Origin of the sequence: Paenibacillus sp. RRE4 (assembly GCF_031844205.1) — a bacterium.
Classification (GTDB): Bacteria; Bacillota; Bacilli; order Paenibacillales; family Paenibacillaceae; genus Paenibacillus; species Paenibacillus xylanexedens_B.
This window is the reverse complement of sequence record NZ_JAUZUT010000001.1, coordinates 1,142,514-1,165,065: the sequence shown is the minus strand read 5'-3', so window position 1 is coordinate 1,165,065 and position 22,552 is coordinate 1,142,514. Positions and strand designations below refer to the sequence as shown.

The window sequence follows — 22,552 nt, the reverse complement described above, 5'->3', positions numbered from 1 at the left end:
AAGATTAAGCTACGATTCCCTTCGTACTTAAATACAGAAGCGAGGTTGACAAGAATGAATATGAAACGTGTAATGTTTGTGGGTACGATGATTGTAACCATGTCTTTTGCAGGAACCGCCTGGAGCAAATCAGCGATTTCGCCAATTCCCTTAGCATCGTGGTCCATCGTAAGTATAAATTCCAAAGATGATAACAAGGATGAGCTGCTGAGTGCACTGAATCTCTCCTCCGAGGAAGATCTATATCAGGATCTGTACGTGGGCAAATCACTTAAAACCATTGCGGACGAGAATGATGGAGATTTCAGTCAGATTGTGGCTTATCAGGTCCATCAACTCAGTCAGCAGCTAAAGGATCGTCTAGCAAAGGGAAGTATCACTCAGGAGCAATATGAGGCACAGCATGCGGAACTCGAACAAATTGTTCTTGAAAGTGCAAGCACCTCTTATGAATGGGCTTAAACTTAAATGTATACAAAAGCGTGTTTGCTTATTTCCTAGGATCACGTCAAAAAGGAGCGGTTTCCCGCCCCTGCATGCATGACTGTATCATTATCATTCATACCTAGTTCACAGAATTATTTCGCTGCTGCAACGGTACATTTCCCAACGGATTGCCCATCCCAGGCGAGCTCAAGCACATCTCCCTCTACGGCTGGTCCCACACCCTCCGGTGTCCCGGTGAAGATGATATCACCTGCGCCAAGACCATAGTGTTGTCCTACATAATCAACAATGTGTTGAAGATCAAATATCATGTTGCGAATGTTGCCTCGTTGCACTTCAACACCATTTTTGGTCAGCGTAAAGTCCTTTTCTAGCAATGCTTCCGTGCCTGAAAAGGACTGAAAACCACTTACAGGCGCGGAATTTTTGAATCCTTTGGCCGCAGTCCATGGATGGCCCTTTTTCTTGATTACGGTCTGCACATCACGCAACGTAAAATCAATACCAAAAGCATAGGCATCGACCAGTTCATCGACACGCACTCCCGGCTTGTAATCCTGACTAATGCGAATGACCAATTCAGCCTCATAATGAACTTCGCCTTTAGAAGCTGGCAATTCTAAACTTTCTCCATTCAATGGCACAACCGCATGAGAAGGCTTCATAAAAATCATCGGTTCATCCGGAACCGCATTACCAAGCTCCTCCGCATGAAGCTTATAATTTCGTCCTACACAATACACATTGCGAATATTCGTCAACATAGAGTTGCAACCACCTTTACTGGATTCATTACTTCGTTCATTGCTTCGTTTGTTAGTTCGATTACAACCTTACAATTAAGGTCTGAAAAAGCGGCTACTCGTCTCCTGAAACGCATCTTCCCAAACATCAGGGCGATTGGTACATATCATCACATCTGGATCGATAGCAGCCAGCTTTTTCATACTTGCCTTGTCATCCACTGTCCACGCCATCACTCGAATGCCGGCAACATTCATCTCGTTCATTAACGCTTTGTCTACATTGGTGTATCCGATGGAGAGGAACGTGCAATGCATTTGTTTCAATGCTACAAGCAGATCCCCGGGTTTGGCATCAATGATGAGACCCGTTTCTAATTCAGGCGCAAGCTTTTTCACTTCAACCAGTGCTGCCGGCTCAAACGACGTGATGACAACATCATGCTGCATATGTCTTTTTCTAATTTCGTGAATCACCGCTGCAGGCAAACCCGGATACATGTCTCCTTGTGTTTTCAATTCGATGTTTAATCGAACTTTGCCACAGGAACGATCCAAGAGTTCGCTCAGGGAAGGTATACGCTCCCCCGTGTAGTTCTTGCCTTTCCATGATCCTGCATCCAGTTGTTTCAAGACAGACCAATCGGTTTCCTTCACTCGACCCTTACCATTCGTCGTACGTTCCAATGTGAAATCATGGATTACCACAGGCACGCCGTCCCGGGATAATTGCACATCCAGTTCCATCCACTGGACTTCCGGTCTTTCCATCGCCATATTAAATGCGGCCATCGTGTTCTCTGGTGCAATGGAAGAAAATCCACGATGCGCTACACACAGATTGTTCATCATCATCTCTCCTCCGCAAAACGCTACTTAGTTGGGTACTACAGTTCCATCTGCGTTCACTCGAATGCCTGATGACATCTTAGCCATCTGCTCCAGCAGAAGTCGGTTCGCCTCATCAAGCATTGGCACAGCCTGCCCAAGAGCAGCCTCATACGGAATCACCTTCATACTACACACCGCTTCGCGACTGCAACGTGCCTGAAAGACAGCTGTTTTCCACGTTTCTTCATTCGTTGATTTGGTAAAAATAAAATTCCCCGTACTATATGCAATCCATTTGCCTTTATAGTACTCAAGCCCCTGCAAAACATGAGGGTGACCGCCAATAATCAGATCGGCTCCCGCATCCACAAACTCGTGCGCAAGCCTCGTTTGATCGGCATTCGGGGTACTTACACGCTCTTCCCCCCAATGCGCGACGACGATAACCAGATCGGCCTTCTTACGGGCCGACTGAATCGCTGCGATCGCTCTTGTGGAGTCATACGCTTCCGCTACGCCTGCCCGATTCCCGTCTGCCTTCCAGCTAGCCACAGGAACAACCCGACTGAACCCAAGCAAGGCAATTTTCATGCCTTTGCGCTCAAAATAGGCAGGTTCATAAGCCTCAGTACCATTCATACCCGCGCCAGCATGTGCGATGCCGTAATCATTCAGATACGTTAACGTATCGACCAGCCCTTCCACACCTTGATCCAGAATGTGATTGTTTGCCAGATTAACGGCATCAAACCCTGCCGCAGACATCGCTTGCAACGCTTTAGGTGAGGATTTGTAAACATAGGTTTTATCCGCAGCCCCCGTACCACCATGGGTCACCGGAGTCTCCAAATTACCGATCGTTAGATCGTCATTCTGAAACATAGAGCCAAGCTTGGCAAAAGGATAATCATATCCGTTCTTCTCCAGCAATTCTGCGACTTTTCCGGAAAATTGAATATCGCCGACAAAATGAATGGTTACATCCTTGGATGAATCAGATGTTGGCGTTCCCTTATTGCCATCTGTCTTACCCGAGGTTCCTTTTCCAGTAGTGGTGGCAGACTTCGTTCCCGTTGAAGGCTTTTCACTGCCTGCCCCGGAAATTTCATTGGTACCCGATTCCGAGTTATCTACAGTAGCATCTGGCTCTGCATCTGGCTTCCCATCTACCGGAGCAACATCTTTACCCGGTGTCTCAGCTGGATCATCATCTGGCTCGGACTGCTTCAATGCATCCCCACCCTTGTCGTCAGCTCCCGAGGGCGGCTGCTGCTGCACGACCTCTGAATTGGCAGGCTGGGACGGTTGCTGTTCACGTGTGTTCAAAAGGTAATATAAGCCGATAAGACCAATGGCTACAATCAATATTACATTCACAATCCTGATTTTTGTATTACGGGTTCGTCTTACTTTTTTCTTTTCTGAGCTTCGCTGTGATCTTGGGGGATACATAAGCAACTCCTCTTCTTAACAATAGATCCATATAAATATCATTATATCAAGCATATTCTGGATGTACATCCTATAAAAAAAGGCCGTCCCTTCTGTAGATGTTGCTACATTGGAGACGGCAGATCTATAATTCATACCTTTAGTTCTTCGAAGTCAGCTGTGCCGAGGCCTGTATGGACATTTCTTTCGCTTGTCTGATGCAATCTGGTAACCCGACACCCTCATAACCAGCCCCTGCAATGTAAACACCCGGAAGTTTATCTCCAAGCTCTTTCCGAAGGTTAGCGAGGTGCTGAAGATGGCCGACAGGATACTGCGGCATCGATTTACGCAATCTGGTAATCTCCGAGAAGATTGGTGTTGCTTGAATGCCCATCGTTTCTCTCAGATCTTTCATGACCAGCTCCGTAAGTGCCTCATCGGGAAGCTCCACATTCTGTTCATCTCCAGAGCGGCCAACATAACAACGAAGCAAAACTTTGTCGTCCGGGCTGGTATGCAGCCATTTGGTAGATGTCCACGTGCAGGCCGTAATATTACGTCCTTCTTTTCGTGGAACCAGGAACCCTGAACCGTCGAAGACATGTTCCACTTCTTTTTTCTCAAAGGCAAGAACGACATTAGCAACAGATACATAATTGATTGCATCCAGCGCCGATGTATCCACATGCGGTTTTAAAAGCCCAGAAGCCACATAGGTCGGCACGGTGATTACAACGTCATCTGCTTCCAAAAATTGTCCGTTATCGAGTTCAACCCGATATCCGGCGTCCTGTCCATCCACACGCTCCAAGGATTGGGCTCCCGTATTCAAACGCTGATCCACATCATGAAGCTCATGTACAAGCGCATGTACAAGACTTTGCAACCCCTGACGGAAGTTCAGAAACGCACTCCGTTTGGTGCCTGTATGTGTCTCGGTCGGTTTGCGTCCTGTCATCATGCCTCGGATTAAGCTGCCATAATCCCTCTCCACCTCTCCGAACTGCGGGAAAGTCGCTTGTAAGCTGAGCTTTCGCATATCTCCTGCATAAATGCCTGCCAGAAGCGGCTCAGTCAGGTTTTCCAGCACTTCCGGGCCAAGCCTGCGCTCAATCATATAACCGAGAGATTCATCCTCTGTTGTACGTTTGGGTGGAATAATAAAATCCATCAGCGCTCGCAACTTGCCTGCCGGAGAGACCAGCCCGCTTTTCAAAAAAGGCTTCAGTTCTGTCGGGATGCCTAACACCAGACCTGCTGGCATGGGATGAAGCTTACCGCGCTGCATAATGTATGTTTTCTTCGACTCCGGGTTTTGGCTGACAAGTTCATGATCCATCTCCAGTTCCTTTGCGAGATCAATCATCGCTGTTTTGCGAGCCAGGAAAGAGTCAGGACCCTTCTCGATGACAAATCCGTCCCGATGCAACGTTTCGATCATGCCGCCCATAGACGAACTCTTCTCAAGCAAGGTTATCGCCGGTTCAAAACCAGCTTCCCTGTAATGCTTGCGGATATAAAATGCCGCGCTGAGGCCCGTCAGGCCCCCGCCGACAATAACAATACGTCTTTTCTTGTCTTCCATTAGTTATCAGACCCTTGCTGCCATTGGCTAATAATAGAGTCGCTCAATGTCTCCATGTACAACGGGTCACTATTAAGCGAATCGATGCGCATCAATCGCATGTCCATTTCTTTAGCAATCGCTTTGGCTTCGATGTCGAGATCATACAACACTTCCAGATGGTCTGAAACAAATCCAATAGGAGCCACAAGTACATCTTCTACTTGTTCGCGCGAAAGCTCTTGGAGTGTGTCCAGAATGTCTGGGCCGAGCCAAGGCTCGGCAGTTCGTCCGGCACTTTGCCAAGTGAACTGCCAGTTCGCAATCCCCACTCGGGAAGCGATGGCCTCGGAAGTTTCCAGCAATTGATTCGGATAAGGATCTCCCATGTCCACAATGCGGGCGGGCAGACTGTGAGCACTGAATAACACTTTCACACCTCCACGCTTCGCACCCGCTTCCTCAAATGCATCAAGCTTCGCACTTACTCGCGTGGAAAGAGCCTGAATGAGCTTCGGATGCAAATGATAACTTTCGATGAAGGACATCTGGATACCAAGCTCTTCGGCTTTTTCTCGTGCACGTTTGATGTAACTCCCCACACTCATCGTCGAGAAATGAGGCGCAAGCACAATGCCGATAGCGGTCTGAATGCCATCCTTCGCCATCTGTTCCACACCATCCTCAATAAAAGGATACGCATGTTTTAGTCCTTGATAACAGCGGAACTCAATATCGCCGCGACGTTCATCCTTTTGCAACGTTTCCTGAAGGTTTTTCACCTGGTTATCCGTATTTTCACGCAGCGGGAAAACACCGCCAACAATTGCTTCATAGCGATCTGTCAGCTCTTTCAGTTGTTCCGGCTCAGGCGGACGTCCTCTGCGGATATGCGTGTAATACGCCTCAACACTTTCCATGTTTTCAGGTGTGCCATACGACATCACCAGTACGCCTACAGTATTAGTCATTACTTACCGTCACTCCCGTCTTCAAAGCTTCTGTTGAATATTCATGAATATATGCTGTGAGTTCTTTTAATTTATCAAGAGAAGCTTCGGGGAACAAGCCGTGTCCCAGATTGAAAATATAACCCGGGTCCTTGATACCTTCATCTATGATTACTTTTGCCTGTTCTTTAATTAGCTCCATTGGCGCAGTCAGGATGTAGGGATCCAGATTACCCTGCACCGCGAATTTCCCACCCAAACGCCTGCGTCCTTCTGATACGGAAACTCTCCAGTCCAGTCCGATGACATTCGCCTGCAAGTCCTGCAGGGTTGGCAACAACTCACCCGAGGCCACACCAGGGAAATAAATTTTCGGTACATTCAAATCGGATAATTCGGTAAAGATACGAGTAATCGTAGGCAGCACGTACGTTTTGAAATCTTTTGGAGAAAGCGCCCCTACCCAGCTGTCAAACAACTGGAATGCCTTACCGCCATTTGCGATATGAGCACGAATATATGTAATGACCATATCGCCAAGCTTCTGCATCAGTTTGTGCCATACTTCCGGCTCGCTGTACATCATCGTTTTCGTTCGAATATATCCTTTGGAAGGTTGACCTTCGATCAGATAACTTGCAATGGTAAACGGTGCCCCGGCAAATGTAATTAGCGGAACGTCAAGTTCCTTGTCCAGGATACGAATGGTTTCCAGAATGTGAGACAAGTCCCCTTCCACGTCGATGGGACGCAGACGATCTACATCGGCAGCCGAACGAATGGGGTTATCAATCACCGGACCTATATTTTTCACAATGTCAAAATCAATGCCAAGCGAAGCAACCGGATTCATAATATCGGAATACAAAATAGCCGCATCCACACCCAGTTTACGTACAGGCATGAGTGTAACTTCAGCCGCCAGCTCAGGTTGCTGACATATTTCAAGCAAGGAGTACTTTTCTTTGATTTTGCGATATTCAGGATCGTAACGTCCAGCCTGCCTCATATACCATACCGGCACACGGTCAACCTGCTGTTTGAAACTTGCCCGAATCAGTCGATCATTATAGCTCATGTAAGAAGCCTCCAATAGTTTTTGGACTCATAACTACCATTATGCCCTTTTTAAACAGCAGTAACAACCATATGGGGATGTGTTCCAAGTGACAATACTATGACATTCGTTACCCCCCTCATGGATATGCCATTTGTGATATAATAAAAGAATCGCTTTTTTTGAGAGTTGCAGAAATTTTTTTGAAAGGAAGTGAAAGCACTTTGAAAACGTGGAAAGTTAATCTCATTGTGCTTTGGTTTGGACAGTTTCTGGTCAATGCAGGCATGACCATGATTACACCGTTTCTTTCGCTGTTTCTTGCCAGAGATCTGGGCGTTGTAGGTGAGCACGAAATTGGAATTTGGGCCGGATTTATTTTTGCAGCCAATTTCCTCACCTCCTTTTTGTTTCAGCCGCTCTGGGGCAAATTGTCGGATAAATACGGACGCAAAATTATGTTGCTTCGCTCCGGTTTCGGCATGGCTGTTGTTATCGCATTGATGGGTCTCGTGCAGAACCCTTGGCAACTTCTCTTATTGCGCTTGCTGAACGGAACCATCTCTGGCTTCAACCCCGCGGCTGTTGCTCTGATCTCAGGCACAACGCCAAAGGATCGTATGGGATTTGCGATGGGGATCAGCCAGTCCGGTCAGGTGGCAGGTACGATTTTGGGTCCACTTATCGGCGGATTGCTTGCGGATGCGGTAGGGTTTCGTCCTATTTTCTACATTACAGGCGGGCTCATCTTTGTAGCTTCCATGCTTGCAATGTTGCTCGTAAGAGAGACGTTCGACCGTGAAAAAGCTGCAAAATTGCCAGATCAATCGGTATTGTCCGGATTGAAGGAGCTCAGCAAATTGCCTCAGCTACCTGCACTCTTCGCTGTGACGTTCCTGTTGCAATTTGCGATGATCAGTCCGATGTCGCTCTTGCCTATATATGTACAAAAACTGCATGGAACCGCAGTCGACGTGGCCTTCTGGGCAGGTATGGTCGGTGCAGTTACAGGGATATCCAATATGGCGATGTCTCCGGTACTCGGAAAACTGAGTGACCGGATCGGATCACACCGAGTCCTCACTTTTTCACTCATCGGAACCGGACTCATGCTTATTCCGCAAGCTTTTGTGCAAACGGTGTGGCAACTCATTCTTGTTCGCTTTGTGATGGGGATATTTATGGGCGGCTTGCTTCCAAGCGTAAATGCGCTAATTCGGGGGTATTCACCTGATAACATGATCAGCCGGGCATTCAGCTTTAACACAAGCACACTTGCTCTCGGTAATATGCTGGGCGCAGTCATTGGCGGATTCCTCGCTGGTTTCATCGGTATTGAGGGGCTGTTTATCGTATCCGGCGGCCTATTATTACTCAATATGGTCTGGGTTCGATTCAAATTGTACAAAACACCTGTCCGCATTAAAGAATCGAAGACAACTTAAATTTTCTAACGGGAACAAACAGCAAAAGCCGCTTCAGTGCCATGACTGGCCTGGGAGCGGCTTTTCTATTACACTCGTCGTTCGTTGAATTGAATCGGATATTCCTTCACACCAAATACAAATGCGCTTTGAATCGGCTCCAGAGCCGTTTCAGGAACTAGCCGTATCTGCTCCATACGCTGGAGCAGCGTGTGAAGAACAACTCTCGCTTCCAAACGTGCCAGCGGCGCGCCCAAGCAAAAATGAATTCCGAACCCAAATCCCATATGTCGGTTCGGCTTACGATCGGACACAAACTCATCTGCACGCTCAAACTGCGCACTGTCACGATTGGCAGCCCCTACCCAGGATATAACCTGTTGACCTGCCTTGATCGCCTTGCCTCCTAGTTCTATATCTTCCCTCGCAACACGTCCAATGGCTACAATCGGCGGATAATAACGTAGTGTCTCTTCTACGGCGCTGGCCACCTTGTCCGGGTGCCCACGCAACTCCTCTTGCAGTTCGGGTTGTTCAGAGAGAACGCGCACTGCATTGGCAATCAAATTGGTCGTTGTCTCGTTCCCTGCAGCCAGCAGGAGAATACAAAAATTGACCACTTCTTCCTCCGTTAACTTCTCACCCTCAATCTCCGCATCTAGTAGCAAAGAGATAAGATCGTCCTGAGGCTGTAGACGACGCTGTTCCATAATGTCTGTGAAATAGGCATATAACTCCTGGATATTCTTCAGCTTTTCCTTCTCCAGCTCTAGAAAAGCTTCTTCACTATCATCACGTGCACCCTTCACTAGCACATCAGACCACTCCTTGAATTCACGCCGATCTGTAGCCGGAACACCAATCAGTTCAGCGATAACAATGACAGGAAGTGGCGTTGCAAGATCATCAATCAGGTTCATCCTTTCATCCGACAAGTGTGGAGCCAGCAACTCATTCGTAATTTCCTGAATACGTGGAGCAAGAGCTTCTATCGCCTTGGGCGTAAACGCCTGATTGACCAAGTCACGAAGCTGTTTGTGCTTCGGTGGATCTGTCGTTAACATGCTGGTACCGGCACGGTTACGCTCAGAAGAGAACAGCTTCGGATTTTTTAACACATACTGCACATCTTCGTACCGAAACACGTCCCAGCATTCACGATGCTCATCATATCGGACTGGAGTGTTCTCACGAAGTTCTGCATACACCTGGAAGGGAGATAATTGTCGCTCCTTGTTGTGCAATTCCCGAATAGGAATGTAATTGGCATATTTTCGGGGTGCTTGTTTCATCGTGTTTCCTCCAATCAATAATATATATTTATTTACATATAAGACTCATATCCATTATAACCACAACTGGATAGCGATTCCAACTATTTCAGCATAAATAAGCCTCTCGTCCCAACGTATGCTACCAACTACCCTTCTAGTGTCGAAAGTTAGATATGTAAATTAAAATAACATTAAAATGACGTATATTCTCCGTTTTTTCTCTCTACCTTCCTTTTAAACAAGAATATATAAAATTCAAATTCAGCCATTTTCCCTATTAAATATCTATTTATCTATTAAAAACGTTGATTGTAAGCGTTATTCCTGCATAGAACTAGATTTGTTATATTACCTAACATTAAATAATATTATCTCAATCTACTTACATAAAAAAAGAAAATACCTCACACAAAAATCACTTGAAGGAGTGTGTCATCATGAAAAAATCATCTAACCTTCGCCCTTGGGCCGTATGGAGTACCGCCGCATTTACCGCACTAACTCTATCCCTGTCCCCGATCGGAACCTATGCCGCTCAGGCAGCTACGGTAGAGGTAAAAGGCACCGTCGGCACGGTTCAGAGCACACCAGCCACGCCTACACGCAATACCACCATCCCCTCAGTGCCTGATGCTTCCAAACAATCCCCACTTCCTAATGTACTCGTGATCGGTACAGGCGGAACGATTGCGGGACAATCGGAAGACGCAACCAGCTTCCAGAACTATAAGGCCGGCACACTTCTTATTGCTGATATGGTCAAAGATTTGCCGGATAAACAGAAAATTGCAGATGTGAGCACACTGCAGTTCGGTAACTCCGGTTCAGGTTCCTATACAATGGCTGATCTGTACGACTTGTCTCAAACGGTGGATAAAGCACTGGCTCAATATGACAGCGTCGTGGTAACCACTGGAACAGATACCATGGAGGAAATTGCATACTTCCTTGATATGACAGTACAGAGCGATAAACCTGTGATCATCACAGGCTCGATGCGACCTTGGACGGTAATTGGCTCCGATGCCCAAGCGAATCTCTACAATGCCATTAAGCTGGCTGGCAGCGGGCGCACGAAATCTTTCGGCACCGTCTTAATGCTGAATGATACCATTCAGCTTGCACGCGGGGTAACCAAAACTAACGACTACCGGACAGACACTTTCGAAACACCTATGCTCGGTGCTGTGGGTTATATTGATGAAGAGAATATCCGGATTTACCGGGCTCCTGCTCGCGCGATGAAACCGGAAGGCACGGCAAAACCTGCATTCGACCTTAGCAAAATCACCAAAGCCGATCTTGCCAGAGTTGAGATCGCCATCTCTTATCAAGAAGCCGGCGGCGGAGCGATAGAAGGCTTTGTAAAAAGCGGAGTGAAAGGCATTGTCACCTCAGGTACAGGTGCAGGCGGAATCTCCAGAGCAATGGGTCAAGCCCGTACGAAGGCCATTGAAGAAGGCGTTATTTTCGTCACGACAACCCGAACCGGCTCAGGCAGTGTATACGGCGGAGGAAAAGGCATCATTGCAGGGGATAATCTCAGTCCACAGCAAGCCCGGATTCTCTTGATGCTTGGACTGTCTTTCAGTGATGATTTTGATACCATTAAAAAATGGTTTGAAACATACGGCACCCCAGAGGTATAAATTAACGGAAAATAATTGCCAGATGTACGTAAAAAGGCCAAAGCAGAGGTTCATCCTGCTTTGGCCTTTTTTCCCATCGTATCAATCTTTATAATATATAATAGATTACAGTCGGAAAGGAACATCAACACATATGGACTACTATTTTCTCGAATCTCAGTATCCGCGCAGTGGATTTATTAGCGGCGGTACAACCTTCACTCCTGAATTGGATAAAAATTATATCGCTGTAGATTATCCACTGCCCGATCATACAAAGGCCGAGGTCGAACTTTTGTCATCAGTACGCAGCTTGAAGGTAGACTATTTTGAAACTATTACAGGCACCCGTGTTGTATCGGACGCTTTTAAAACGCTATTGGAAGAAACCGGATCGAACGTGCAGTCTATTCCCGCCGTTGTCCGTTATCATGATGACCGCCCGGTTGAAAAGACATACTGGATCGCGCATCTGCTGGAGCAAGTGGTTGCTTCGATTATGAACGGTCGGAATACGGACGCAAAGCGGTCATCGCCGCTTCCGTGCACCAGCCACCACGTAAACTTGTCAAAGTGATTTCCAAACTTGTTCTTGATCACAGTAAAATCAACGGGTACCATTTTTTCAAGCTGGCGCATGTACAACTACTGAGACCGATCATCTCAAGTGAATTGTATGACACATGCAAAAAGCATAAATTAAAACTACATGTCACCACAATCTAATCTCGCATTTAACTTGGTTTTCAAACGAGCTTTCAACGGAGTTTCAAGTGACCTATTTCACCCAAGCCAGCGCCAATCCGTCATAGTCCGGAAGCATAGTTGTAACTAGACGCGGGTCACTTGCCATCTGCTCGTTGAAACGACGCACAGCAAGCACGGCCGGTCCTTGCTTGTCCGGATTAAGCGTGCGACCACGTAGGAAACAGTTATCACCTACAATGACTGCACCCGGACGCGCAAGGCGAATTGCATAATCGAGATAAACCGGATAATTTTCCTTATCTGCGTCAATAAAGAAGAAATCAAAGGTACGCCCTTCCTGTGCCAATTGCTCCAGACTGTCTGCCGCAGGCCCGATCCGGTACTCGACTTGACTGCCGAATCCACCTTCCTCCAAATGTCCGCGAGCCATAGCCGCATATTCTTCTTTCAGTTCAAGGGAAGTCAGGCTTCCTCCTTCGCTCAGCCCACGAGCAAGGCAGATGCCGCTGTAACCGCCGAGCACACCGATTTCGAGCACAGCTTCAGCTTTTGAGGTTTTCGCCAGAAAGGTGAGCAAGCGTCCATACGCCGCAGCCACGGAAACCTCTGGCATGCCATTCGCTCGAATGGCCTCTTTTACTTTTAACAAGAGTTCATCCTCTTGAAATAATTGATTTACATATTCGTCAGGGGTCAGATTCACCACGAAGTTCCTCCTTGCACACTTGGACTACTTTCCATATCAATACCCCCAGGTAGCTTTCTCTATAAATAACCTGAATAGCTTTTCATATGGGTGCCAATGTTTTATAATGAATGTTTGGTATCAATACAGACTATTGAACGTTACTTTACCTGCGTTGAAGTTTTTGTGCTTAAGCCGCATTACTCATTGTAAGTTTTTTCACGGAAAGCGGCAAGGCCGCGCCGTTACTATATTGGCCGCGAGAGGCTTAAGCCAGCTGCGGCTCGAAATGGAGTTGAATGAATTCATATGGCTCGATTGCAATTGATTGCAACCTCCGCGATGGGACTCGAGGCTGTTGTAGCCCGGGAACTGAAACAGTTGGGGTATGAGGATGCCAAGGTCGATAATGGCCGCGTATTTTTCACAGGAGATTACATTGATATTTGTCGCTGTAACCTGTGGCTGAGAAGTTCGGACCGCGTACTGGTCAACATGGGGGAATTCCCCGCAACTACATTTGACGAATTGTTTGAGGGTACCAAGGCACTGCCTTGGGAAGACTGGATTCCGGCAGACGGTGAATTCCCGGTTGAAGGAAGATCACAGAAATCGCAACTGAGCAGTGTGCCTGCTTCCCAAGGTATTGTCAAAAAGGCGATTGTTGAAAAACTGAAGCTGACGCATCACACCGAATGGTTCCCTGAAAATGGAGCCCGTTATGTGGTTGAAGTGATTCTGTTGAATGACCGCGCTCTGATTACGCTGGATACAACAGGCCCAGGACTTCATAAACGCGGATACCGGAGACTTGTTACAGAAGCACCTCTCAAGGAAACACTGGCAGCTGCCCTGATTCAGCTTAGCCGCTGGAATGTTTCACGCCCGTTCTACGATCCATGCTGCGGCTCAGGTACGATGTTGATTGAAGCAGCCATGATTGGCTGGAATATCGCACCAGGACTTCGCCGTACATTTAACTCCGAGAATTGGGACGTAATTCCTGCTGAACTGTGGGAACAGGCACGTGAGGAAGCATTTGATGCCGTGCGTGACGATGTACCTCTGCAGATTTCAGGTAGCGACATCGACCCGGAAGCGTTTGAGGTTGCGCAAGCAGCGATCAAAAGTGCGGGCTTTGCCAAAGATATCGAAGTCAGCGTACTGCCAGCACACCGGGCCAGACCTCAAGGAGAGTATGGAGTTATTATTACCAACCCACCTTATGGCGAACGTCTGAGTGAAGAAAAAGAAGTGCAGAAGCTACTTCGTTCCCTCGGCCGCTCTTATCTGGATATGCCAACGTGGTCGTTTTTTGCCATAACCTCCACCAAAGCATTTGAAGAGTATTTCGGACACAAAGCGGACAAGCGTCGCAAGCTGTTCAACGGACGGATCGAAACCCAGTACTATCAATATTTGGGGCCATTGCCCCCACGCAACAAAACACCTCAAGCTTAAAGATACTTACGGGTAAGAAACGCTCTGACCTTCATGGTTAGAGCGTTTTTTTCGTTTGTTCAAGTTTAGCTATCTAACAAGCACCGCTCATCCCCGATCTCACAGCTCTGTATGATAGCCAAGTATGACGAGCATAGTTGAAATGCGAAGCGGTCACGCTATAATATATGAAGCCCTGTTTTACATTCCGTTAACAAAATAAATGACAATATTTCATCTACAGCCTCACGAATCATGAACAGCTATACAAAAAAAAGGGGGAAACAATATGGTTTTCACTCAGCCTATGCGAAGTTCCAGAACGCCCGGGCTTCTGCGTCACCCATTGACGCTATATGTTATTTTCACGATACTTATCCTGCTTAAGCTGATGTTGCTACATCACAATCTGCACGCGTATAACATTACCATGGGACTGCTCGACAAAGTGATTGCCGTTGGATCGTTGTTGCTTCTGTCCTTCTGGGTCTGGTGGTTGCCACGTAGGGGCATGATTGCTGCACTTGCTGTCCTTCACTTGTTCCTTACTGCACTCATCTATGCGGATATGGTCTATTATCGTTACTTTCAGGATTTCCTTACCATTCCCGTGCTGTTACAGGCACGACAGGTAGATGCACTTGGTGACAGCATTGCCACTTTAATCTATGCTCGCGATATATGGTTTTTTGCCGATTTATTCATTGTTATTCCATTTGCTGTCTTAATGCTGTTCAGCAGACGTTATCGCTCGGATCAACCATCAGCTGTGTACACAAGCAGTTCTAACGGTAGTTATAGCGGTTACTCCTCCACTTCCTCCATATCTCATAAAAAGCGTCTCCGTCGCCGTCTGTTAGCAGGTGTCACAGCGCTGATTCTGGGATTGGGTCTTGGAGCCGGCCCAATATATTATTACAGCAAAACCTGGGCCAAGGGGCTGTTTGATAACAATTGGTGGAATGTATCCATGTACAACGTAACCGGATTGCTCGCTTTTCACGGCTATGATACGTACTCTTATGTCAAAAATAATATGGGTTCCGGCCCCGAAGCCGATCCAGCCGATATCCAGCAGGTTAAAACTTTTTTTGATGATCGACAAAAGTCGAATGCAGGACAGACCAGCCAGCCCTTATACGGAAAATATAAAGATAGCAACGTCATTATCGTGCAAGGTGAAGCCTTTATGAATTTTATGATTGGACAAAGCATTGGCGGGCAGGAAATCACCCCCCACTTCAATGAACTGATGAAAGAAAGCCAGTATTACAGCCACTTTTATCACCAGACTGGTCAGGGCAGAACGTCAGATGCCGACTTCGGCGCCAACATCTCTCTGCACCCTCTTCCTGTAGGTTCAGCATTTGTGCGATACGCAGATCATATGTACGATTCGTTACCTTCCATTTTGAAGGAACATGGCTATAGCACCAACGTATTCCACGCCTACGAGAGCGGATTCTGGAACCGATATACGATGTATCAGAATATGAAATACGACAAGTTCTACAGCAAAAATGATTTCATAGTAGATGACCCGCTTGGCTGGTCTTTGTCCGATGTATCTTTTTTCCGACAGTCTGTTGAAAAAATGAGCAATGAAGCAAAGGAACCTTTTTATTCATTCCTCATCACGCTTAGCAGCCACCACCCTTACGCCTCTCTGCCTAAAGAAAAACAACAGCTGGATGTGGGGGAATTTCAGGGCACAATGTTCGGAAACTATCTGCAGTCTGTTCACTATGTGGATGCCGCACTCGGTGGTATGGTGGAGGATCTGAAGAATCGCGGACTATGGGACAGCACTATCTTCATGTTCTACGGTGACCATGACAGCTCGATTACCGACAAAGCTCAATATGAGAAGTTTCTAGGCCGTGGGCTGAACGACCTTGATATGGCGCAGATCATGAACGAAGTTCCACTGCTGGTACATTTACCGGATGGGGCTGCAGCGGGTACCTTCGATAAACCAGCAGGGCAGCTGGATATTACACCATCGGTGTTGCATTTGCTCGGGATATCGGATGAATCCTATTATCACATGGGAAACAATGTGTACAATGACACGGAACGCATGGTGGTACTGCGTAACGGTTCGTTCACAGACGGTAAAGTATTTTATATTCCCTCGGATGATTATCTTTATGCCAATGGAGCCTGTTACGACCAATCCACTCACGAAAAGACGGATAGTAACGCCTGCAAGGTTGGTTTTGAAACTGCCTCAAAACGCCTGCATGTGTCTGATACGCTCATTACCTACAATCTGATACGTCAATTCCGCGAGGAGAAGGAACGACCAGCAGACGCAACCGTGAACTCTTCGAAAAAATAATCAGGTACAGAAAAACGAAATCCATGTCAGACACACTCTTATATTGAAGGAGACTCACCTTATGTCAACTAACATTCATGTACACGATATCGAACAAAAGCTTTTTGATGCTGCTACCGAGTTTGTGAAAGAGCGATACCCCCAAGGTTCGGGCGGGGCAGGCGCTGTGTATACCGACGCAGGATCTCTGCTCATCAGCGTAGCTCCAGAGGTAATTAACGATGCGGTGCAACTATGCATGGAAACAGGCGCTTATCTGGAAGCTCATAAATTAAATGAGCGGGTAACCCACTCTCTCTGCGTAGCGCGCGATGACGAAAATGCTGCATTCAAAGTGCTTACACCTTGCGGAATCTGCCAGGAACGTCTCTTTTACTGGGGAGAGGACGTCAAAGCAGCTGTATACGATCCGTCCGGACAGCTTATTTTCAAAACATTAAGCGAGCTTCAGCCAGACCATTGGACAAGAGCTTACCGGACGGAATAAATTCGAATAACTTGCGAAAATTTGAAAGTCACTTTATAATTGTAACTATAGTAGTTTCAATTAGGAACATAATGGAGGTTTTAAACCAATGAATATTGAAGTATGGTCTGATTTCATGTGCCCTTTCTGTTATATCGGCAAACGCCGTCTGGAAAACGTACTCGAAAAATTCCCGCATCGGGATGAAGTAAAGTTGCAATTTAAAAGCTTTGAGCTTGATCCTAACGCAGAATTGAACAGCGGAAAAACGAATGTAGACTATCTAACTTCCAAGTACAACATTAGCGAAGAACAAGCTCGCGGAATGAATGCACAGATGAATGCCAATGCTCGTACAGCAGGGCTCGAATATAATATTGATGCCATGATCCCAACAAACTCCTTTGCTGCTCATCGTCTGACTCACTGGGCAGACACTCAAGGTAAGGCCCTTGATCTGAGTGAGCGTTTGTTCCACGCCATCTTTATTGAAGGCAAACACGTTGGTGATCATCAAGTGCTCGCCGATCTCGCCCAGGAGGTTGGTTTAGATCGCGAAGCTGCGGTTGCCGTTCTGTCCAGCGACCAATATACCGAGAACGTACGCGCTGACCAGGCAGAAGGCGCACAGCTCGGCATCCGAGGAGTTCCATTCTTCGTTCTCGATCGTAAATTTGCCGTTTCCGGAGCACAGCCCGACGATGTCTTCCTGGATGCCCTGCAAAAAGCATGGGATGAACGTTCCCCGTTCACCATTGTTGAATCGAACGATGCCGCATCAGATCGTAACGGTGTATGCACAGAAGAAGGTTGCGAGGTTCCTCAAAACAAACCTTCCAACTAACCTAAAAAAGCAGCAGGATCATGGCTACGTTCATGACCTTGCTGCTTTTTGCTTTACTACTACTCTCTCTTAGTCGTTTTTAATTCGTCATCCATCAACTTTAATTATCTTTACTCTCTTTCACCACTATTTAGTTTTTCTCCCATTCTATTCTCCATTCATCCCCAACCAGTTGCCTCCCTCTACACACTAACAAACAACCTAAACAGAACAAAACGGAGAAGCGAAGCCCTCCGTTTTGTTACTGCCCTTACCCTCCGAAGCTTCTTTTCCAAGTGACTCTCCTATCCAACGTTGCTGCGGAGGGGGCGAAATCGATTCTGTAGAAGCGGAGCGTTCGCCTTTGTTTTCGAATTTCAAACCTTTAAAAATTTCAATCAAAGAAATTCGAAAACAACAGCGATCAAAAGAACGATTCGTCCCTGGAGCTTCCACCAAACGTCTACATTATGAACGATTCGCCCCGGAGCTTCCACCAATGTTCATACTTATTTAACTGGAAAATGAGTTTCGCCCCTAATCCCAAAATAATTGATCCGGATGTGGCCCTGTGCGTTTGTCCGCATCGAGTGCATCAATCTGTCTCAACTCATCTGGTGTCAGTTCGAAATCAAAGATATCCGCGTTCTCTCGAATCCGCTCAGGTGTCACCGATTTTGGAATCGTCACAATCTGATTCTGAATATCCCAGCGTAGAATAATCTGAGCCGGCGTTTTGCCGTACTTCTGAGCCAGTCCCTTAAGAGTCGAATCCTGATTCAACTTCCCTTTCATGATGGGGCTCCACGCCTCCAGTTGAATCCCTTGTGCTCCGCAGAAATCCTGCAGTTCCTGCTGGATCAGACCTGGATGTAATTCCACCTGATTCACCGCAGGCACCGTACCACCTTCATCTATAAGATCGCGCAGATGATGTACCTGAAAATTGCTTACACCGATCGCACGCACGCTTCCTTCACTATACAGACGTTCAAAGGCTCTCCACGTCTCTTTATATTGATCACGGCCAGGCCAGTGAATGAGATATAGATCAATAACATTTAAACCAAGCTTCTTCCGGCTGGCTTCGAACGCTCTAAGCGTCGAATCGTAACCTTGATCATCATTCCAGAGCTTCGTTGTTACGAAAAGTTCATTACGGGCCACACCACTACTCGCAATGGCTTGTCCCACTTCCTCCTCATTGCCATAAACGGACGCGGTATCAATGCTGCGATACCCTACTTCCAGAGCGGTCTCTACCGCCTGTTGCACTTCTTTTCCCTTCGCCTTATAAGTCCCGATTCCAAGCCAGGGCATCGTCACTCCGTTGTTCAGAATTGTACAATCTGTAATATGTTTGGTCATCCTGTACCTCCCGTATTGATTTTTGCCTGCTCACGGTCTATTAACCTTCTGACAGAATTTTAAGCGCTTGTAAAAAGACAAAAAAGACCTGCAGACCATCATGGCCTGCAGGTTACGGTGTAACAGGAACGGTTTACTTCTTCCCTTGCCTGTGCTGATTCTGGAGCGAATGTAACCTCTTCTTCTCCTCAATGAACATTTCCTGTGCTAACTCGAAGCCTTGTCCACCCAGAGACAACTCCGCTTGCTTCATCGCCTGCTCGGTGTGAGCCAGCCGCTGCTCTGCCTGCACAATGGTCTGCACATTTGGATGGGACATGGCCTGGGAAACAGCATAATGAAGCTTGTTCACCGCATTTTGCGCCTGAGATACCGTTGTACCCGCTTGCAAACTGGAATCATAACGCTTGGGCATGAGTTATTCCTCCTCGGAATCATATTCCTGTCACCCTATTAGCATGGATTGCATAGAGCAGACTTATTCTTTTTTCAAAAATTTGTTCAAACTTTATACTTCCAAGATACGTTAAAAGATCAGAAGCATTTATGATCAAAAAAGGAGGAATACCGTTTGAACACAAAGGGGATCCGTTTAGGCCTCCTGACTGTTTCATTGCTATCCGTTCTGTTACTCCTATTTTTTATTGTTTGGACACAGCGCCTCACGAACTCGAACTCCACTTATGAGATCAAAGGATACGTCACTTCAGCGATGCATAGAGATATCCCCGTGCCTGCCAATGCCAAACTCATTGAATCCGCAGCATACTCCGATCACCCTACGCAATCTCAAAGCGAAACGTATGAACTGAAACACATCGGGGGTGAACAAGGACTATACCCACCTGAAGAATATTTTCAAAAGTTACATGAAGCGGGTTGGACGGAACTGAAGGAGGAACGGATGGGCCATATTCATGTTCTATATAAAGAAGAGGTTCGGATCGCCATTGAAATTCGGGAGGATACCTTCCAAATATTTTTGCTCCATTCGGATGAGAATCATCGTCAAAACTTAGGCTAACAAAAACGCAACACAAAAAGGAGAGGCTTTTGCCCCTCCTTTTCAGGTAAATCAGATCGTTTCTACCGGTTCATTGCCGTTGTCAAAAGATCTTGGTATACGGTTACTTGATGAACTTGGAAACCTTCGTCAGTACCTCTTCTTCTGTTGGAGCACTGATGTATCGGCCATTGACGAAAACAAAAGCACGCTTCGCACATGGGCCGCAATAAGATTTACAACCGATCTTGATTTCTGTGCCTGGAGCCATCTTCTCGAGCTTAGGCACAATGGATTTCAATCGGATATGATTACACTTTTCACATACGCGGATATCGTTAGCCATGAGTTCCCCTTCTTCGCTCCCTTAGTGGTCGCCGTGGTTGCCTTTGGATGGATTCGTGATCACAAATCCTTCTTGTGGCAAGTAGAGGTAATCAATTTTTACGCCATCGAGCATCGGTTGTCCATTTTCCAAAATAACGTCAATGCCTTTATCTGTAGATACTACAGTGTCATTATCTCCTGGCGTATCCAGGTCAAGACCGTAATGCGCATGGTCGCCGTGCGCATGTGTAATCACAACACGCAATAGTTTACCTTCGTTCTCCGGCTTGTCCAGTTCAAGCTTCAACACTTTCGCTGCGTTACGAGTGATTTTGCAGTTCATTCAATTCATCTCCTATATCATCATTGCTGGTTTCAACAATTTCAGCATTCATTTTAAACTCCAGCATCTATTGTAAAGAAAGTTACAGCTAATCGCAATAACATTGATGCGAAAACGACATGAAGTCATATTTTTGACACGACCTCGTTTAAAAAGATAAAAAACGAGCGCCGCTTCAGCGCCCGTTCCAGTTACACGTTTGAACAATAATTGCGTTTCATGCCAGCTAACCCGAGGCACCTGCCTCACGCTCTCCATGGGATAACAATTCTGCCAGTAGCATGCCCACTTCCACACAAATGTCATCAAATTGCTCCACAGGTAGCGGATTCACTCCCAGACCCACCTCTACGGTGAAGCCCGGCTTGCCAAACGCTTGAATAAACCAATCTTTATACCCGGCATCACTGCCACCAAGTTTTACCGCTTTATATCCGGACGCTTTGGCAAGCTTGCGCGACAGTGGTGCACTCTCTCTCGGCTCCAGATCTCGATAATTCCAATAGATTTCTTGACCTTGGCTGTGCAGGGATACAACTGCGGAAAATGCTTGTTCCTGCGTCCACTGTGCAAGTGCCTGAGCCTCAGGTTCCGTCAGTGGAGCTTTCCCAGCATAATCCCGCGGTCCGGGCGAAGAAATACTCCTGCGCGCAACCTCTTCGTCCCAGTGAGCCGGAAACTGATCATTAAGATCCACACCTCTAATGTTAGCTTTCCAATGTGTAAAGTGTGGTCGCCCGCCGTTCCACGCAAGTAATTCCGAAGCATACTTATGATGATTCACTACGCCCTCCTGAACCAATTCCACACCGTCCGGATTTACCATAGGAACTGCCCACAACGTCGTCTCTTGCATCCAGCGCTGCGGATCATACGTATGCCAAAGCGAATGCGTGGAATACGTCTCGGCGTATTCTTCGATAAACCTCATTAGAACCGGCGTAGTTAACCATTCATTGGCATGAACCGATGCATTAACATGGATATGGCGAGGACCTTGCCCGATTCGCACATAGGGCAGTTTTTTGCCCATCACACTTGTACCGATCTCCCCCGATTCTATGAAGGAATAACGCGCTTCCAATCTCTTTATATCTTTGATCAATTCACGATATCCATATTCACCCTCAATGTTCACGATGGTTTTGCCACCAGCCTGAGGAATATGTATACAGCAGCCCCCCCAATCCTTCACCTTGGAGATTTCGGGATTCCTCTCACGAAGCTGGTCTTCCGATAATCCAAAACGCTCTGCCGTTTCCTGCACCGTTTCTCCCGGTGGCACCGCATATCTGCGCCCAGTCCCCGGCACCACACGTAGCATCTGACCCGCAAGCAAGTAAGGCTGCGCTGCAACTTCGGGATTCAACGCACACAATAATGCATTAGTCATACGATATGCCGAAGCAATTCGCGGTAACGTGTCACCTGTTTTCACGATAATCCATTGCAGTTCCATGTTGTTCTCCCTTCCACAGGTTTGATTCTCCCAATTAATTTCGTTTAATCGTACCTGTATTATCGTATGCAAGCCCGGTTGTCCGTCATGTGACATCGTTCGCAGACTTCTATGTTACGTTAGATATTCTGGCCACCAGAGCAGACCCGAGTTGCAGCGTCCTAAGAATAATATAAAAGCCCGAACCTTTACAGGTCCGGGCACCGAAGCAAAATTACATAGATGAATGCAGGCTTA

Annotated in this window: 22 protein-coding genes; 9 read left to right on the top strand and 13 right to left on the bottom strand. The window is 46.9% G+C overall.

Going from position 1 to position 22,552, the window contains the following annotated elements; all coding sequences use genetic code 11:
• The first annotated feature begins 54 nt into the window (after nucleotides 1-54).
• A complete protein-coding gene (locus tag Q9R46_RS05375; protein WP_311279221.1) occupies nucleotides 55-462 on the top strand; it encodes an SHOCT domain-containing protein in 408 nt (135 codons plus the stop codon).
• Between the two features lie 116 nt (nucleotides 463-578).
• On the opposite strand, the gene Q9R46_RS05370 is transcribed toward Q9R46_RS05375, so the two are convergent.
• The 6 genes from Q9R46_RS05370 to hemE all read right to left on the bottom strand — a co-directional run bounded on the left by Q9R46_RS05370 (nucleotide 579) and on the right by hemE (nucleotide 7,047).
• Nucleotides 579-1,211, bottom strand: coding sequence for a fumarylacetoacetate hydrolase family protein (locus tag Q9R46_RS05370; RefSeq protein ID WP_311279220.1), 633 nt, complete (start codon nucleotides 1,209-1,211; stop codon nucleotides 579-581).
• Nucleotides 1,212-1,286: 75 nt separating this feature from the next.
• Nucleotides 1,287-2,039: a glycerophosphodiester phosphodiesterase gene (locus Q9R46_RS05365; protein WP_311280950.1), complete on the bottom strand. Its 753-nt coding sequence runs from the start codon at nucleotides 2,037-2,039 to the stop codon at nucleotides 1,287-1,289.
• Between the two features lie 27 nt (nucleotides 2,040-2,066).
• Complete coding sequence (locus Q9R46_RS05360; protein ID WP_311279219.1) at nucleotides 2,067-3,473, bottom strand: CapA family protein; 1,407 nt, start codon at nucleotides 3,471-3,473, stop codon at nucleotides 2,067-2,069.
• Between the two features lie 139 nt (nucleotides 3,474-3,612).
• Nucleotides 3,613-5,040, bottom strand: coding sequence for a protoporphyrinogen oxidase (gene hemY, locus Q9R46_RS05355; protein WP_311279218.1), 1,428 nt, complete (start codon nucleotides 5,038-5,040; stop codon nucleotides 3,613-3,615).
• Nucleotides 5,040-5,990, bottom strand: a complete 951-nt coding sequence (hemH, locus tag Q9R46_RS05350) for a ferrochelatase (RefSeq protein WP_311279217.1) — start codon at nucleotides 5,988-5,990, stop codon at nucleotides 5,040-5,042. The genes hemY and hemH overlap by 1 nt, the downstream gene beginning before the upstream one ends.
• Nucleotides 5,983-7,047: a uroporphyrinogen decarboxylase gene (hemE, locus tag Q9R46_RS05345; RefSeq protein WP_145329331.1), complete on the bottom strand. Its 1,065-nt coding sequence runs from the start codon at nucleotides 7,045-7,047 to the stop codon at nucleotides 5,983-5,985. Before hemE ends, hemH begins: the two co-directional genes overlap by 8 nt.
• 203 nt (nucleotides 7,048-7,250) lie before the next feature.
• On the opposite strand from hemE, the gene Q9R46_RS05340 reads away from it, so the two are divergent.
• Nucleotides 7,251-8,471, top strand: a complete 1,221-nt coding sequence (locus Q9R46_RS05340; protein WP_311279216.1) for an MFS transporter — start codon at nucleotides 7,251-7,253, stop codon at nucleotides 8,469-8,471.
• 68 nt (nucleotides 8,472-8,539) lie between these two features.
• Here the strand turns inward: Q9R46_RS05340 and Q9R46_RS05335 are convergent, their stop codons facing one another.
• On the bottom strand, nucleotides 8,540-9,742 hold the full coding sequence (locus tag Q9R46_RS05335; RefSeq protein ID WP_311279215.1) for a cytochrome P450: 1,203 nt from the start codon (nucleotides 9,740-9,742) through the stop codon (nucleotides 8,540-8,542).
• A gap of 419 nt (nucleotides 9,743-10,161) precedes the next feature.
• Here Q9R46_RS05335 and Q9R46_RS05330 point away from each other — a divergent pair, with 419 nt between their 5' ends.
• Nucleotides 10,162-11,373 carry an asparaginase gene (locus tag Q9R46_RS05330; RefSeq protein ID WP_311279214.1) on the top strand — a complete coding sequence of 404 codons (1,212 nt, stop codon included), beginning with the start codon at nucleotides 10,162-10,164 and terminating at the stop codon, nucleotides 11,371-11,373.
• A 133-nt stretch (nucleotides 11,374-11,506) separates the two neighbouring features.
• Nucleotides 11,507-11,929: a hypothetical protein gene (locus tag Q9R46_RS05325; protein ID WP_311279213.1), complete on the top strand. Its 423-nt coding sequence runs from the start codon at nucleotides 11,507-11,509 to the stop codon at nucleotides 11,927-11,929.
• Between the two features lie 201 nt (nucleotides 11,930-12,130).
• On the opposite strand, the gene Q9R46_RS05320 is transcribed toward Q9R46_RS05325, so the two are convergent.
• Nucleotides 12,131-12,763: an O-methyltransferase gene (locus Q9R46_RS05320; protein WP_311279212.1), complete on the bottom strand. Its 633-nt coding sequence runs from the start codon at nucleotides 12,761-12,763 to the stop codon at nucleotides 12,131-12,133.
• 291 nt (nucleotides 12,764-13,054) lie between these two features.
• On the opposite strand from Q9R46_RS05320, the gene Q9R46_RS05315 reads away from it, so the two are divergent.
• The 4 genes from Q9R46_RS05315 (at nucleotide 13,055) to Q9R46_RS05300 (ending at nucleotide 17,836) form a co-directional block, all read left to right on the top strand.
• A complete protein-coding gene (locus tag Q9R46_RS05315; protein ID WP_311279211.1) occupies nucleotides 13,055-14,206 on the top strand; it encodes a THUMP domain-containing class I SAM-dependent RNA methyltransferase in 1,152 nt (383 codons plus the stop codon).
• Nucleotides 14,207-14,474: 268 nt separating this feature from the next.
• Nucleotides 14,475-16,526, top strand: coding sequence for an LTA synthase family protein (locus Q9R46_RS05310; RefSeq protein ID WP_311279210.1), 2,052 nt, complete (start codon nucleotides 14,475-14,477; stop codon nucleotides 16,524-16,526).
• A gap of 61 nt (nucleotides 16,527-16,587) precedes the next feature.
• The gene (locus Q9R46_RS05305) at nucleotides 16,588-17,013 is read left to right on the top strand and encodes a cytidine deaminase (protein ID WP_311279209.1); all 426 of its coding nucleotides are present in this window, start codon (nucleotides 16,588-16,590) and stop codon (nucleotides 17,011-17,013) included.
• An 88-nt stretch (nucleotides 17,014-17,101) separates the two neighbouring features.
• Nucleotides 17,102-17,836: a DsbA family oxidoreductase gene (locus tag Q9R46_RS05300; RefSeq protein ID WP_145329309.1), complete on the top strand. Its 735-nt coding sequence runs from the start codon at nucleotides 17,102-17,104 to the stop codon at nucleotides 17,834-17,836.
• Between the two features lie 516 nt (nucleotides 17,837-18,352).
• On the opposite strand, the gene Q9R46_RS05295 is transcribed toward Q9R46_RS05300, so the two are convergent.
• Nucleotides 18,353-19,183 (bottom strand): aldo/keto reductase, encoded by an 831-nt coding sequence (locus Q9R46_RS05295; protein ID WP_145329306.1) that lies wholly within the window; start codon nucleotides 19,181-19,183, stop codon nucleotides 18,353-18,355.
• 133 nt (nucleotides 19,184-19,316) lie between these two features.
• Nucleotides 19,317-19,598 (bottom strand): hypothetical protein, encoded by a 282-nt coding sequence (locus Q9R46_RS05290; protein WP_311279208.1) that lies wholly within the window; start codon nucleotides 19,596-19,598, stop codon nucleotides 19,317-19,319.
• Between the two features lie 156 nt (nucleotides 19,599-19,754).
• On the opposite strand from Q9R46_RS05290, the gene Q9R46_RS05285 reads away from it, so the two are divergent.
• Entirely contained in the window at nucleotides 19,755-20,207 is a 453-nt protein-coding gene (locus tag Q9R46_RS05285; protein ID WP_311279207.1) for a hypothetical protein, read from the top strand.
• 103 nt (nucleotides 20,208-20,310) lie between these two features.
• Here Q9R46_RS05285 and Q9R46_RS05280 read toward each other — a convergent pair whose 3' ends face one another.
• The 3 genes from Q9R46_RS05280 to Q9R46_RS05270 form a co-directional block, all read right to left on the bottom strand.
• Nucleotides 20,311-20,532 carry a YuzB family protein gene (locus Q9R46_RS05280; RefSeq protein ID WP_145329298.1) on the bottom strand — a complete coding sequence of 74 codons (222 nt, stop codon included), beginning with the start codon at nucleotides 20,530-20,532 and terminating at the stop codon, nucleotides 20,311-20,313.
• A 21-nt stretch (nucleotides 20,533-20,553) separates the two neighbouring features.
• On the bottom strand, nucleotides 20,554-20,856 hold the full coding sequence (locus Q9R46_RS05275) for a heme biosynthesis protein HemY (protein ID WP_090920458.1): 303 nt from the start codon (nucleotides 20,854-20,856) through the stop codon (nucleotides 20,554-20,556).
• Between the two features lie 226 nt (nucleotides 20,857-21,082).
• Complete coding sequence (locus tag Q9R46_RS05270; protein WP_397386327.1) at nucleotides 21,083-22,315, bottom strand: M14 family metallopeptidase; 1,233 nt, start codon at nucleotides 22,313-22,315, stop codon at nucleotides 21,083-21,085.
• Nucleotides 22,316-22,552: the final 237 nt, after the last annotated feature.

Bases quoted from the DNA above. Each gene is read 5' to 3' on its own strand.
- Q9R46_RS05330 (WP_311279214.1), top strand. From the start codon at position 10,162: ATGAAAAAATCATCTAACCTTCGCCCTTGGGCCGTATGGAGTACCGCC.
- Q9R46_RS05270 (WP_397386327.1), bottom strand. From the start codon at position 22,315: ATGGAACTGCAATGGATTATCGTGAAAACAGGTGACACGTTACCGCGA.
- hemE (WP_145329331.1), bottom strand. From the start codon at position 7,047: ATGAGCTATAATGATCGACTGATTCGGGCAAGTTTCAAACAGCAGGTT.
- Q9R46_RS05375 (WP_311279221.1), top strand. From the start codon at position 55: ATGAATATGAAACGTGTAATGTTTGTGGGTACGATGATTGTAACCATG.
- Q9R46_RS05335 (WP_311279215.1), bottom strand. From the start codon at position 9,742: ATGAAACAAGCACCCCGAAAATATGCCAATTACATTCCTATTCGGGAA.
- Q9R46_RS05300 (WP_145329309.1), top strand. From the start codon at position 17,102: ATGAATATTGAAGTATGGTCTGATTTCATGTGCCCTTTCTGTTATATC.
- Q9R46_RS05365 (WP_311280950.1), bottom strand. From the start codon at position 2,039: ATGAACAATCTGTGTGTAGCGCATCGTGGATTTTCTTCCATTGCACCA.
- Q9R46_RS05290 (WP_311279208.1), bottom strand. From the start codon at position 19,598: ATGCCCAAGCGTTATGATTCCAGTTTGCAAGCGGGTACAACGGTATCT.
- Q9R46_RS05305 (WP_311279209.1), top strand. From the start codon at position 16,588: ATGTCAACTAACATTCATGTACACGATATCGAACAAAAGCTTTTTGAT.
- Q9R46_RS05360 (WP_311279219.1), bottom strand. From the start codon at position 3,473: ATGTATCCCCCAAGATCACAGCGAAGCTCAGAAAAGAAAAAAGTAAGA.
- hemH (WP_311279217.1), bottom strand. From the start codon at position 5,990: ATGACTAATACTGTAGGCGTACTGGTGATGTCGTATGGCACACCTGAA.
- Q9R46_RS05315 (WP_311279211.1), top strand. From the start codon at position 13,055: ATGGCTCGATTGCAATTGATTGCAACCTCCGCGATGGGACTCGAGGCT.
- Q9R46_RS05275 (WP_090920458.1), bottom strand. From the start codon at position 20,856: ATGAACTGCAAAATCACTCGTAACGCAGCGAAAGTGTTGAAGCTTGAA.
- Q9R46_RS05295 (WP_145329306.1), bottom strand. From the start codon at position 19,183: ATGACCAAACATATTACAGATTGTACAATTCTGAACAACGGAGTGACG.
- Q9R46_RS05370 (WP_311279220.1), bottom strand. From the start codon at position 1,211: ATGTTGACGAATATTCGCAATGTGTATTGTGTAGGACGAAATTATAAG.
- hemY (WP_311279218.1), bottom strand. From the start codon at position 5,040: ATGGAAGACAAGAAAAGACGTATTGTTATTGTCGGCGGGGGCCTGACG.
- Q9R46_RS05280 (WP_145329298.1), bottom strand. From the start codon at position 20,532: ATGGCTAACGATATCCGCGTATGTGAAAAGTGTAATCATATCCGATTG.
- Q9R46_RS05325 (WP_311279213.1), top strand. From the start codon at position 11,507: ATGGACTACTATTTTCTCGAATCTCAGTATCCGCGCAGTGGATTTATT.
- Q9R46_RS05310 (WP_311279210.1), top strand. From the start codon at position 14,475: ATGGTTTTCACTCAGCCTATGCGAAGTTCCAGAACGCCCGGGCTTCTG.